This is a genomic window from Mycobacterium branderi (assembly GCF_010728725.1).
GTDB lineage: Bacteria > Actinomycetota > Actinomycetes > Mycobacteriales > Mycobacteriaceae > Mycobacterium > Mycobacterium branderi.
In genome coordinates this window covers 3,898,846-3,910,495 of the sequence record NZ_AP022606.1, presented here as the reverse complement: position 1 = coordinate 3,910,495, position 11,650 = coordinate 3,898,846, and the positions used below count along the sequence as shown (strand labels likewise).

Below are 11,650 nucleotides of genomic sequence, written 5' to 3'. Positions count from 1 at the left end.
CACGATGAAGCCAGTTGCAGCCGCTGCGATCGGGATCGCCGCGCTCCTGTTCAGCGGATGCTCTGCGTCGCAGATCGTCAACACCGGTGGCGACACAAAATGCAAGGACTTCACCACCCAGGACGAGAAAAAGCAGAACGACGAGATCACCAAGATGCTCAAGGACAAAAGCGGAACCGATCCCAACGGGGTGGAGATAACGGCAACGCGTCTGTCGGCGATGACGTACTGCCAGACGCTCGGCAAGCCCGACAGCAAGATCTCCGAGGCGCCCCACGGCTGACCGAAGGACATCGGACGTGCTTCCGTAACCTCGTTGAGCCGGTTCGCTAAAGCATCGAGATGATCACAGGTCCATATCGATGCCTGCGGCGATCTGGTGCATTACCGCTGATGCACAAATCATGGCACAGTGCGCAAGTTGTGCACCCCAACGGAATTCCTTGTCGCCATGTGGGTGGCAAATACATGGAGGGGCTGCAAGGGAGGTAGCACGGCATGACGGCGGACTGGGGCCACTCCCAGATCTCTTCCGGCCCGCAAAATGGGCGCATTCTCGATACGGCGCAAGGCATTCTGATCGGCGTTCGTCGGTGCAATTCGGAGACGGCGTTGCACGAGTTGCTCAGCGCAGCACAGCGTCACAGGATGCCGGTGTTCGCGATGGCCTGGGCGCTGGTGCATCTTGCGGGCAACGGCGGTAAATCATCCCGCACGTTCGCCGATGCACAGTCGGCGGCACGCCGTGAGTGGGGCAATCTCTTTGCCCAGCCAGCCGTGTCGCGTTGCTGAACTAGCCGATCGCCGCTACCGCATCGATCACTGCCTGCGGCTCATCAAGGGCGACAAAGGTTTTCGCGTCTGGCACCTCGATCAGCTTCGCATTGCTGAACAACCCGGCCAGGCGTCGGCCCAGCTGCGGGGTGAAGCAGCGGTCCCGCTGGCCCCACACCAGCGTGACGGGCTTGGTGAACTGGGGGAGCCGGGTGGCCACGTCGGTGAGATCGGTGGTGGCCACCTGGCGCAGCAAGGCCGCCAGGTCGCGGCAGATGCGTGAATCCCTCAGGCAGGGCTGCAGCCAGGCGGAGGTGAGGTGCGGATCGGGCCGGTTGGCCAGCAGACCGAAGCCGAGTGGCGAATGACGCAGCACCCGTAATTGCATCTGCCCGAAGAGCGCCTTGATCGAAATGGGGCCGCGAAGCAACCCGAACACGATGTCGAAGGGAAACGGCGGACACTTGTCGAAGGCATCGCAGTTGGTCAGCACCAGGCGGCCGATCCGGTCCGGGTAGGTGTCGACGATCAATTGGCAGATGCCGCCTCCGGTATTGCTGCCGACCAGCGTGACATCGGAAAGGCCGAGCGCGACGATCACGTCGTTGATCATCTCGGCGACACCGGCCAGCGACAGTGCGGTGGGTTCGGTGACCGGGATGGTGTGGGAGCCCAGCGGCCACGTCGGCACGATGCACCGAAAACCGCGGCGCGACAGTCCCTCGGCGACCTCGCGCCATAGTCGTCCGTCGACCAGGATGCCGTGGACAAAAAGGACCGGAGCATGGGGCGAATCCTGCGGGCCCAACTCCTGATATTCGATGGTCGCCTGCTCGAGTTCGAGTTGTGGCATTTCGGCGTTCCTCCTTGGACCTGTCAGCACCGACCCGATTAGGGAAGCTCAACGGCTGGTGCCAGATCCACGCGGTGAACTGCCAGATACTGCCAACGCGCCCCCGTCAGTCAGGATCCATGGCTGTGGCCACGGCCGCTGTGTCGTCCCGGCTTGTCGCTCGGATCGAAGGCGGCGGCGATCACGTCGGCGAGGCGCTCCAGGGCCGCGGCGATGGCCCACAACGCATCGGTCTGGGACACCGACGTCGGCGAATCCGGCTGCGCAGAAGCGGACGCCGGGGACGTTAGGGTCGGCGGTGGCGCCGGTTGCGGCGCAGGCGGTGTGGCGTCGACGGCCGTGTCGAGGCGCGGCTTTCTCTTCTCGTCCCATTGCACCCAGTAGTCCTGCCCGCCGTCGCGGTACGCCAAGGCCCGGTGCTCACCGCCGTGACCGTGCTCGAGGGCACAGCCATGCACCCAGGCCACCTGGTGGTCTGCACCGATCGCCGCCAGCGAGCGCCACAGTTCCTCGTCGAGCATCACGCTGGCAAAACAGCGATCCGCGGTCACCGTGGCGCCCAGGTGCCGACGCCGGTCACAGCACGCCGCCGGTGTGAATGGGTCACCGATTGCCTCTCGGTCAAAAGTGGGGGATCTGCCTACGCCCGGATGCAGTATCCGCCCACCGTGCCGAAAAGTAACGTTTGTCCCTATGCGGTTGGCCGCTCGGGCGTTGTCTGCAGCGGTGGTACTGCTGTCCGGGGTGGCCGGTGTCGGTGCCGTCGGCGTAGCGTCGGCCGAGCCGGTGGTCGCAAGTTCCGGCGTCCGGCTGGTGGGTTGGGACACCTATCGGCGCTTGGATCGGTTGCCGTACCTGAGCTCCGACACGCAAAGCCTGCAGGTCTCGAGCTTTGATCGCAGCGGCGGCGATTTCGACATCTCCACCGGCAACAAGAACGGCAGCGGGGGATGTCTGGCTTTCGGGGGTGCCGGCTGTGTCATCGCGGAGGATCGCGGTGCGGGAGAGATTGATTCGATCTGGTTCACCCGCGATGGCGGCAATGTGACCGCGCTGGGAACGATCCGCATCGAGCTGGATGGACAGACGGCGATCGACGCACCATTGCAATCGTTGGTCGATGGAGCGCTGGGTGCGCCGTTCGTATGGCCTCTGGTAGCCAACGCTGCCCAATCGCCGGGCGGAGTTTACGTCAAGGTGCCGATGCCGTATCGGGAGTCGATGCGGATCAGCGTCGCGTCCAATTTGGAGTACTACCACGTCGATTATCGACACTTCTCGACAGCCGACGGCGTGACCACTTTCTCGCGCTCCGATACCGCGCTCGACGTAGTTGCCATGCTCCGCGCCGCGGGCACCGCCGACCCCAAGCCCGCCGCACCCGCGGCGGTGCATACCAGTCGCGTCGTCGATCTCCCCGCCGGACATGGCGTGACGATCGCGGAATCGACTGGGCCAGGGAGTGTTTCGGCGCTGCACCTATGGTTGCCGACGGATCAACTCCTGTCCGGGTTGCGGCTGCAGATCGAGTTCGACGGCGAAACCAGGGTCGACTCGCCCCTTGGCGAATTCTTCGGTGCAGGCCTGGGCGTCAATGACGTGCGATCGCTGCTGTTCGCCGCGATCCCGCAGCCCGGGGGGCCGCTGTCGTTGTCGGCGTGGTGGCCGATGCCGTTCGCCCGCTCAGCGCAAGTCGCCATCGTCAATACGACGGGCGATCCCGTAGCGGGTATCGACAGCGATGTCGTGATCACACCCGACCCCCAGTGGGGACCCGCATTGGCGAGTGGTCGCGCCGGCTACTTCACCGCGCGCTCGCACGCCGGACCAACGACAGTGGGTCAGGACTGGTTGTTCGCCGACGAACACGGCCACGGCAAGTTTGTTGGCGTCAGCCACACCATCCACGGTAGTCGGATCAGGACGTCGTTCAGCGATGACGCTCCCTACTTTCTGGAAGGAGCCGAACGCGTATACACCGACGGTGCCGAATCGCCCCAGTGGTACGGCACCGGCACCGAGGACTTCTACGAGGGCGGCTGGTATTTCAAGAACGGCAAGCACTTCAGCGATCCGCTCACCGGACAGCCGGATCAACGTACGGCCACCGGCGGATGCGCAGACTACTGCGTGGCTGCCTACCGGCTCATGCTCGCCGAGGCTATCGACTACCACTCGGCGATCCGATTCGGCATCGAGCACGGCAAACGCAACATGGTCCAACCCGACTACAGCTCAACGGCTTTCCTCTACGCACTACCCGACGACGCCGCCACACCGAGCGACGACGTCAACCCCACCGACCCCGTCAGCCGAATCCTGCACGGCTACGACGATGCTGACGCCAGTGACCAACTGCTGGTCAGCCAATACGAGGGCAGTGAAGACACCCGCCCAGTCGTGGGGGTAGTCCACGCCACCCAAACTGCGACCACCTTCGACGTCGCACTCGCCCCGGACAACCACGGCATCCTGCTGCGCCGCACGTCGGACCAAGCAGCGGGATTTCAGTCGGCCGACGTAGCCATAGACGGCATTCCCGCCGGTACATGGTTACAGCCCCGCAGCAACGGCATACACCGTTGGCTCGATGACATGTACCTGGTACCTGCCTTTCTCACAACGGGCAAGGAGCGCGTCACTGTCACACTGGCACCTACTGCCGATGCACCGCCATGGACCGCCAGCCGCTACCACGTGGACACGCTGACGGGCGCGCAAAGTAGTGAAACCCCCTGGTGGTAAGCAGCTCGGTCGTCGACAATGGCGGGGTGGTTTGCAGGGCGCTGACGGCCGTCGTGGTGATGTTTGCGGTGGTCGCGTGTTCGGGGGTGACCAGGTCGTCGAGCGCGTCGACGCCGACCGCGACACAGCAGGCAGCGGCATCGACGGTCCCGTCGCCGCAGCGGCGGCTGGCATCGGATCCCGTGCAACTTGCCGACGACCTGGTTGCCGACGAGCGAGCGCTGCGCGACCCGGCATCCTCGGAGAGCGCGCTGCTGACGGCCGCGCGCGGGCAGCAAAAGGCCTACCGCGCGGTCGGTTGGCATCCTGAGTGGGACGCGGTCGTGCGCCCGCGGATCCCGCCGTCGCTGGTTGAGGTCTACGACCGCAACGTCGATGCTCGACGGCAGCTCAGCGCGATGGTCGCGAGCCAACTGAAGGACACCCTGCCCGCGTGGCGGATTGATGCTCCCGCGCCGGCGGACGAGCTGCTCGGTTCCTACCGCGAAGCCGAAGCGGCGACCGGCGTCGGCTGGAACTACCTTGCGGCCGTCAACCTGGTCGAAACCGGTTTCGGCCGCATCGCCGGCACGAGCGACGCCGGCGCGCAAGGGCCTATGCAATTTCTGCCTGCGACGTTCGCGGCATACGGCGATGGCGGCGACATCCACTCACCGCACGACAGCATCATGGCCGCCGGTCGCTACCTCGCCGCCAACGGTTTCGCCGCCGACCACGATCATGCCCTCTTCCGGTACAACCACTCGGACCAGTACGTCCGCGCGATCGACGACTACGCCGCGGTGCTCGAAGCCGAGCCCGCGAGGTTCGCCGACTACTACCGGTGGGATGTCTACTACCACACGACCGCCGGCGATGTCCTGCTGCCCGTCGGTTATGTCGCAACCTCGCCGATCCCGGTCGCCGACTATCTGGCTAACCATCCGCAGTGAACTGACGTTGGCGGCCTTGTTATTTCACGCAGGGGATGTTGTCGGCGGCCATGCGTGTGAGGTTGGTCGGTGACGGTTCCTGGGTGCCGGTGCCAGTGGCCGACACGGTGGTGACGCTCGTTGCCGGCGACTCTGATGTGTCGTTGAGGTAGTCGATATCGGTCCCAACGGTTAGTTGCACCGTGTTGGCGGCGATGCTGTCGGACGCAGTGGTGCTGATACCTAATTTGTCGGCGAGCTGGTTGGCGGCTGCTTTTGCGCCCGGTCCGTAGACGATGGTGCTTGTCTGGCTGATGGAGCCGGCGGTGCTGGCCGCTCCTTCAGTGAAAGGCTTTGTCGCCAATGATTTCTCGAGTCGGGCGGCCTCGCCTTCCTTGCCCGAAGCGTTGACGACGTCGAGCACGACGTTGCCTGTGGTTGGCTGCGCGGCGCTGGCCGTCTGCGTCACCGCGGGTGAATCGGGCGACACCAATTTGTGCACGATAGAGCGGATGGTAGTTACGTCGATGAAGTTGACGTCTTCGCCGTCAGAGATTTGACCGAAGTCGGTAACCGGCAACGTGTACAGCGTGACAGGCCGGTTTGGGAGCGCAGACGCGTCGCGCAGGAAACCGTCGAGGTCGAAACCGGTGTCAACGGCGACGTTTTGCTTGGCGACATCGAGCAGGGCGCGCAGCCGCGCAGGGCTCGACAATGTGCCGTTGTGGCGCAGGGCGTTGACCAGCGAGACGAGGAATGCCTGCTGGCGGCGAGTTCGGTCGAGGTCGGTGAACAACTCGTTGGCGGCGTCGCGGCGTTGCCGCACGAACGCCATTGCTTGGTCCGCGCTGATCTGTTGGGGCCCTCGATGAAAATCCGCACCAGAGTAGTAGCGGTCCGAAGTGTCCTCGTTCAGGCACACCGTGATCGGTTGGACCACGCGGGCGACTTGAAAGAACCCGACCAAAGTGACCTCTACGAAGTGGTCGATCGGGATTCCCAAAAACTTTCTCACTGTGCGGATTTCGGCTTTGCGGCCAGCCTCACGCGCCTTCTGTTCTTTTGCCGCGGAAGGTTCGGCGTCGTCGGACCCGTCGTTCATGACCTCTTGGTAAGCGAACCGGTAGGCCTCTTTGATCTTGCCGCGGCAGTCTGAGGTCGGGCACCCGGCCAGATCGACGTAGTCGTCGCGGGGAATCGAGATCGCCGTGGCCGGCGCGTCCCCGGCGGGCAGGTGCAACACGATGAGCGCGTCGGCGTCGCCTTCGCCGGAATCTTCACCACCTGCGTGCAGCGCGTCATAGATGTCTGGCGGCAAGGGCCGGCCCCGTTGGTCGCGACGGCCATCGAGGCCCATGATCAGGATGTTCTGGTCAGGTGCGGTGCGAACGGGTTCAGCGGCGAGCGCCTCGGATGTGGTGATGCCAGTCGACGCAGCGTGGTAGGTGATCCATCCCATGCCGGTCGCGACGACCACCGCGGCCGATCCCAGCAAGGCGAGCGCCTTGGCGAGGGCCACTATCCGGCGGTGGCCGCTGAGAGCGTCCGCTCGATGCGTCATGACAGAAGCGAGAATAGCCAGGTCGCGGCGCTTCTAACCAGTGCGGCGGGAATAGAACTCCGGGAACTGCGTTCTCAGTGGCCGTGAAAAGTTTCAGCGAAACCGAACGTCAAGAATTCCTCGCAGACAAGCACGTGGCGGTGCTATCTGTCGCAGCCGCCGATGGACGACCGCCGGCCAGTGTCCCGATCTGGTACGACTACACGCCGGGAGGGAACATCCGGATCGGCACCTCGCCGTCGTCGCGCAAGGCTCGGCTCATCGAGCGGGCGGGTGCGGTCACGCTGGTCGTCCAACGCGAAGAGCCGCCGTACCAGTATGTGGTCGTCGAGGGGACCGTGGTGGAGACCGCGGCACCGGCCCCGAAGGACGTGCGGGAAGCCATCGCCATCCGTTACCTCGGCGAGGAAGGTGGCCGAGCATTCGTTCGCGAATTCGAAACTTCCGACAACGTGTTGTTCACGATCCGACCCGACCGGTGGCTCAGCGCTGATTTCACGGGCGACCTTTAGTACCCGGGTGCGAGCAAAACCGTTGCGGCCGATACGAACTGACTGCCGAACTTGTCGCCTTGCGCCGGTATCAACCTGAACAATCAACTGCGACTTCAAGGGCCGCACAAATCGCGCGCATCCGGGTATCGGCGAGGCGGCCAAGCCGACTGACCAACACTGCGACCGAGACACTTTCGACCGAATCCAGGTTCACCGCCGAACGCCGGGGGATCGGGTCGAGGCCAGGTTCAAGGACGACCTCGCTTGCCAGCCCCCGGATGGTCGTGGTGCACGGAGCGACGAGTGTGCGCCGAAGCCGAGGGATCGCCGCGTCGCGCGACAACACCACAACCGGGCGTCGGCCGATCTCCGCCATCTCGCACCACCACACCTCTCCGCGTGCCGGCAGTGCAGTCACGACGCGCCAGCGGCTCGCCGCCACGAGGCCAGGTCGCCCCACTCGTCGGGCTCATCAGCCGGGTGCTCGTCATAAGCGGCATAACTCGCATCTACTTCAGCCGATCGATGACGAGCTAGCAGGGCGTCGAGAGCCTCATCGATGAGGGCGGCGTCCGTGCTTCCCGACCGCAGACCGCGCGCAGCGGTCAACAATTTGGCATCAACGGTGGTGCTCAACCGTATGCGACGCATGGCATAACTATGCCACACAACCACTCATCCTGGCGCTGACTCTGCCGCCAGGGTGCGTTGGCCGCACATTTGCCCTGGTAACCCATTGACGTCGAAATACCGTTGGTATTAAAATACCGATGGTATGTCAGTGAAGCGGCTTTCCCGCGTTGAGCAACAGCAGCAAACGCGGGAGCGGATCATCGACGCAGCCGAGCGCCTGTTCGTCGACGAGGGCTTCCATGCGGTTTCGGTAGATCGGGTCGCCGGTGAAGCCGGCTACACCAAAGGCGCCGTCTACTCGAATTTCGCGTCGAAAGAAGACCTGTTCTTCGCCGTATACGAGCGGCGGGCGACGCGCGGCATCGCCGAGGTCGAGGCTCAACTCGCCGCTGCGGGCGGCGCATCTCAAGGAATGGATGCCGTTATCGACCGCGTACTGCGGCGGCGCGGGCGAGACGACGGCTGGCTCGCCGTGTTCTTTGAGTTCTGGGCGCACGCTGTCCGTCGGCCGGCGCTGCGCGCCCGCTTCGGCGAGATCCACCTGCGTGCGCAAAAGCCTTTCGTACGAGCGATCGAAGCTCACGCATGCGAACACGGGTACGAATTGCCCGATGAGTCGCAAAAGCTCGCGGTCGCGACGTACGCAATGCAACTGGGTTTGCAGCTCGAGCGGCTGACTCTGCCGGATCTCGTCGACCCGGAATTCGGGGTGCGAATGAATCGCCTGTTTCTGGACGACCTGGCGCGGAGCGGGGGACATGATGAACGTTAGTCATCAGCGCAAGCGCATCGCGGACTTCTGGTCAGCCACAAAGCTTTCCCGCCGCCTCAGTGATCAAGAGCGGTGGCCGCGGGAGCAGCTGCTTAGCTTTCAACAGAAACGGCTCGACGAGCTGGTACGGTTCGCGGTGATGCACTCGCCTTATTACCGCGAACGCATCGGAAGTGTCGATGGCCCAGTCGAATTGGGCCAGCTGCCGATGCTCGACAAGGCGACGATGATGGAGCGCTTCGACGATGTCGTCATCGACCGTCGGCTGCGTCGCGACGATTTGGCTCGCCACGTCGAGGGATTGACCGGCGATCCGCTGTACTTGGGCCGCTACCGAGTGCTGGCGACCAGCGGATCGTCAGGTCGCAAAGGGCTTTTCGTGTTTGATCGTCCGGACTGGGCTGCCTATGTTGCGCAGTTTCTCCGGTACAGCTCGTTCGTGGGCATCCGTCCCCGGCTTCCCAGGCTGCGCCTCGCGTGGCTTGGCGGCGGATCGCCGTCCAGCGCGAGCCGACGGCTGGCCGCGACGATCGACTTCGGTGTGCACCGGCTGCTGTCGCTGCCGGTGACCCTCCCGGTCCCGCGGCTGGTCGAGGAACTCAACCAGTTCCAGCCCCAATTCATCAACGCCTATCCGTCCGTTGCGGTGCTGCTCGCGGAGGAGCAGCTGGCCGGTCGACTGCGGATTTCGCCCACGGCGATGTCGACCTCGAGCGAGATGCTCACGCCACAGATGGCCGACCGCATCGAGCAGGCGTTCGGCGCGCGACCGTTCAATGCATATGCCACAACCGAGGGGCTGATCGCCGTCGACTGCGAAATGCACAGCGGTCTACACCTTTTTGAGGACCTGACAATCGTCGAAAACGTAGACGAGCACGGCCGGCCGGTCCCCGATGGTGAGTCAGGCGCGAAACTGTTGATCACCAACCTCGCCAATCGGGCGCAGCCGCTTATCCGGTACGAGTTGCTCGATGCGGTCACAATCGACAGCGAGCCCTGCGGCTGCGGCCGCACCCTGCGCCGGTTTCGCACCGTGGAGGGAAGGACCGACGATGTCCTCCGTCTGCCGGGGCGGAGCGGCTCGACTGTCCTAGTTCACCCGATGCAGTTTGGGGTCATCGCCTGCGATCACGAGGTGGTCGAGTTCCAGGTCATCCAGCGCGGCCCGCGCCTGCAAGTGCTCGTAGTTGCCCGCGGAACCGCACCAGACCTCGAAAAACGAATTCACGCGGCAATTGCCGACCGCCTCGACGAACTTGGCGTCAGTGACACCGTCGTCGAGGTGACGCGACGCCCGAGGCTGGAGCGACAGGCCAGTGGCAAGCTCCAGCTGGTTGTCAGGGAGTCGCCGTCATGCGTGAGGTGATTGACAAGGGCTCCTGCAGTGCAGCGCACCCGTCGCCGCTTCTGTTTGTTCATGGCTCCTGGCATGGAGCATGGTGCTGGAATGAGCACTTCTTGGACTATTTCGCTGACAAGGGCTATCGCGCTGTCGCCCTGGGCCTTCGCGGGCACGGCACAAGCCCCGGCAAGGAGCGGCTGCGCTGGACCAGGCTTCGGGAATACGTAGACGATGTCGCCGAGACAGCGGCGCAATTACAGACTCAGCCCATCTTGGTCGGGCATTCAATGGGCGGCTTCGTCATCCAGAAATACCTGGAAGCCCACACGGCTGCCGGAGCCGTTCTGCTGGCGTCCGTTCCACCCACCGGCGTACTGCGGGTGACCCTGCGCATTGCGCGCGATTACCCTCTGCCATTCGCCAAAGTCAACGCCTCTTTGAGGCTGGCCCCGCTGGTTGCCACCCCAGAACTGGCGCGAGTCCTGTTGTTTTCCGCGTCCACGCCAGACGAGCAAGTCGAGATGTATCAGCAGCGACTCCAAGACGAGGGCTACCGAGGCTTCCTCGACATGCTCGCTCTCGATTTGGTCAAGACCAAACGAGTCAAGCGTGTCCCGATGCTGGTACTGGGAGCTGCCGACGACTACATCGTGTCTCAGCGCCAAATTCGTCGCACCGCTGCGATATACGGCGCCCCGGCAGAGATCTTCCCGAACATGGGACACGACATGATGCTGGAGCCTGGGTGGGCTGTTGTCGCCGAACGAATTCACGCTTGGCTCGAAACACTTTGTCCCGCATACCAGCCCAAGGGATCACCGGGGCCGAGATTTCATCTCGGTCTCAGTTGAGCAAAGGTACTGCAGCGTACCGCGATGCGAAGGCCGATATCGCCTGTCTGGTTTTAGGGTTGCCTGCTATGGCCGGACTGAAGAACTATGTGAAGCGCTGCCGCACAGCGCTTCACATAACGGCATCGGCATTGATGGTTGCCATCCTGGGACTAGCCGTCACGCCCGTGGCTCATGCGGCTGCAGCCACGGCGACGTTGTCGGTGGAACATACGTGGCAGACCGGTTTCATCGCCCGCTTCAGCATCACCAACGCGAGCACGGTGCCGCTAAGCGATTGGAAGCTTGAATTCGACATGCCGGCGGGACAATCCGTCTCGCACGCATGGAATAGCACCGTTACCCAATATGGCACGCACTTTGTGGTTACCCCCGCGAATTGGAATCGTGTCATTGCACCGGGTGGTTCAGCCACAGGTGGTTTCAGAGGCGTGCTGAGCGGTTCCTACTCGCCACCGTCGAATTGTCGGCTCAACGGGCAATATCCGTGCAGCTAATCGCTCGCTAGGCAAGACGAGTGTTCGGCTTCGCCACCCCTTCGTCGCCGCCGAGGAGACTACGACCGAGTCGCCGGTCGGCAGGCCCGTGGGATTGCTGAGAAGCGCGACGCAATGAACAACGACCCGCGGATCGTTCCCGGCATCCTCGGCGTGGCCGAGCCGATCACGGTTCCCACCTGGTAACTGCTCGGCGATGACCGAATTATCCGAG

Annotated in this window: 14 protein-coding genes and 1 pseudogene; 9 read left to right on the top strand and 6 right to left on the bottom strand. The window is 63.8% G+C overall.

Features of this window, described 5'->3' with window-relative positions; genetic code table 11:
- Positions 1–4 precede the first annotated feature (4 nt).
- Both G6N47_RS19050 and G6N47_RS19045 read left to right on the top strand, forming a co-directional pair.
- Complete coding sequence (locus G6N47_RS19050; RefSeq protein ID WP_062539652.1) at positions 5–283, top strand: hypothetical protein; 279 nt, start codon at positions 5–7, stop codon at positions 281–283.
- Between the two features lie 215 nt (positions 284–498).
- Entirely contained in the window at positions 499–792 is a 294-nt protein-coding gene (locus G6N47_RS19045; protein WP_062539653.1) for an ANTAR domain-containing protein, read from the top strand.
- Between the two features lies 1 nt (position 793).
- Here the strand turns inward: G6N47_RS19045 and G6N47_RS19040 are convergent, their stop codons facing one another.
- The gene (locus G6N47_RS19040) at positions 794–1,627 is read right to left on the bottom strand and encodes an alpha/beta fold hydrolase (RefSeq protein WP_083131853.1); all 834 of its coding nucleotides are present in this window, start codon (positions 1,625–1,627) and stop codon (positions 794–796) included.
- Positions 1,628–1,737: 110 nt separating this feature from the next.
- Positions 1,738–2,178, bottom strand: a complete 441-nt coding sequence (locus G6N47_RS19035) for a hypothetical protein (RefSeq protein WP_083131854.1) — start codon at positions 2,176–2,178, stop codon at positions 1,738–1,740.
- Positions 2,179–2,320: 142 nt separating this feature from the next.
- On the opposite strand from G6N47_RS19035, the gene G6N47_RS19030 reads away from it, so the two are divergent.
- Together G6N47_RS19030 and G6N47_RS19025 are read left to right on the top strand one after the other, a co-directional pair.
- Positions 2,321–4,372: a glycoside hydrolase family 172 protein gene (locus tag G6N47_RS19030; RefSeq protein ID WP_083131855.1), complete on the top strand. Its 2,052-nt coding sequence runs from the start codon at positions 2,321–2,323 to the stop codon at positions 4,370–4,372.
- 59 nt (positions 4,373–4,431) lie between these two features.
- On the top strand, positions 4,432–5,304 hold the full coding sequence (locus tag G6N47_RS19025) for a lytic transglycosylase domain-containing protein (RefSeq protein ID WP_083131995.1): 873 nt from the start codon (positions 4,432–4,434) through the stop codon (positions 5,302–5,304).
- Positions 5,305–5,323: 19 nt separating this feature from the next.
- On the opposite strand, the gene G6N47_RS19020 is transcribed toward G6N47_RS19025, so the two are convergent.
- On the bottom strand, positions 5,324–6,844 hold the full coding sequence (locus G6N47_RS19020) for an LCP family protein (RefSeq protein WP_083131856.1): 1,521 nt from the start codon (positions 6,842–6,844) through the stop codon (positions 5,324–5,326).
- 83 nt (positions 6,845–6,927) lie between these two features.
- On the opposite strand from G6N47_RS19020, the gene G6N47_RS19015 reads away from it, so the two are divergent.
- Positions 6,928–7,356 carry a pyridoxamine 5'-phosphate oxidase family protein gene (locus G6N47_RS19015; RefSeq protein ID WP_083131996.1) on the top strand — a complete coding sequence of 143 codons (429 nt, stop codon included), beginning with the start codon at positions 6,928–6,930 and terminating at the stop codon, positions 7,354–7,356.
- A gap of 70 nt (positions 7,357–7,426) precedes the next feature.
- Here the strand turns inward: G6N47_RS19015 and G6N47_RS19010 are convergent, their stop codons facing one another.
- Positions 7,427–7,756 carry a type II toxin-antitoxin system PemK/MazF family toxin gene (locus tag G6N47_RS19010; RefSeq protein WP_083131997.1) on the bottom strand — a complete coding sequence of 110 codons (330 nt, stop codon included), beginning with the start codon at positions 7,754–7,756 and terminating at the stop codon, positions 7,427–7,429.
- Positions 7,753–8,007, bottom strand: a pseudogene (locus tag G6N47_RS19005) (type II toxin-antitoxin system antitoxin MazE5); the annotation flags it as partial. The gene G6N47_RS19010 and the pseudogene G6N47_RS19005, both read right to left, overlap by 4 nt.
- 112 nt (positions 8,008–8,119) lie before the next feature.
- Here G6N47_RS19005 and G6N47_RS19000 point away from each other — a divergent pair.
- Positions 8,120–8,743: a TetR/AcrR family transcriptional regulator gene (locus tag G6N47_RS19000; RefSeq protein WP_232080241.1), complete on the top strand. Its 624-nt coding sequence runs from the start codon at positions 8,120–8,122 to the stop codon at positions 8,741–8,743.
- A 31-nt stretch (positions 8,744–8,774) separates the two neighbouring features.
- On the opposite strand, the gene G6N47_RS18995 is transcribed toward G6N47_RS19000, so the two are convergent.
- A complete protein-coding gene (locus G6N47_RS18995; RefSeq protein WP_163659695.1) occupies positions 8,775–9,035 on the bottom strand; it encodes a hypothetical protein in 261 nt (86 codons plus the stop codon).
- 9 nt (positions 9,036–9,044) lie between these two features.
- On the opposite strand from G6N47_RS18995, the gene G6N47_RS18990 reads away from it, so the two are divergent.
- The 3 genes from G6N47_RS18990 (at position 9,045) to G6N47_RS18980 (ending at position 11,436) form a co-directional block, all read left to right on the top strand.
- The gene (locus G6N47_RS18990; RefSeq protein ID WP_163659693.1) at positions 9,045–10,112 is read left to right on the top strand and encodes a phenylacetate--CoA ligase family protein; all 1,068 of its coding nucleotides are present in this window, start codon (positions 9,045–9,047) and stop codon (positions 10,110–10,112) included.
- The gene (locus tag G6N47_RS18985; RefSeq protein ID WP_083131860.1) at positions 10,100–10,939 is read left to right on the top strand and encodes an alpha/beta hydrolase; all 840 of its coding nucleotides are present in this window, start codon (positions 10,100–10,102) and stop codon (positions 10,937–10,939) included. Before G6N47_RS18990 ends, G6N47_RS18985 begins: the two co-directional genes overlap by 13 nt.
- 68 nt (positions 10,940–11,007) lie before the next feature.
- Positions 11,008–11,436 (top strand): cellulose-binding domain-containing protein, encoded by a 429-nt coding sequence (locus G6N47_RS18980; RefSeq protein ID WP_083131861.1) that lies wholly within the window; start codon positions 11,008–11,010, stop codon positions 11,434–11,436.
- Positions 11,437–11,650 lie beyond the last annotated feature (214 nt).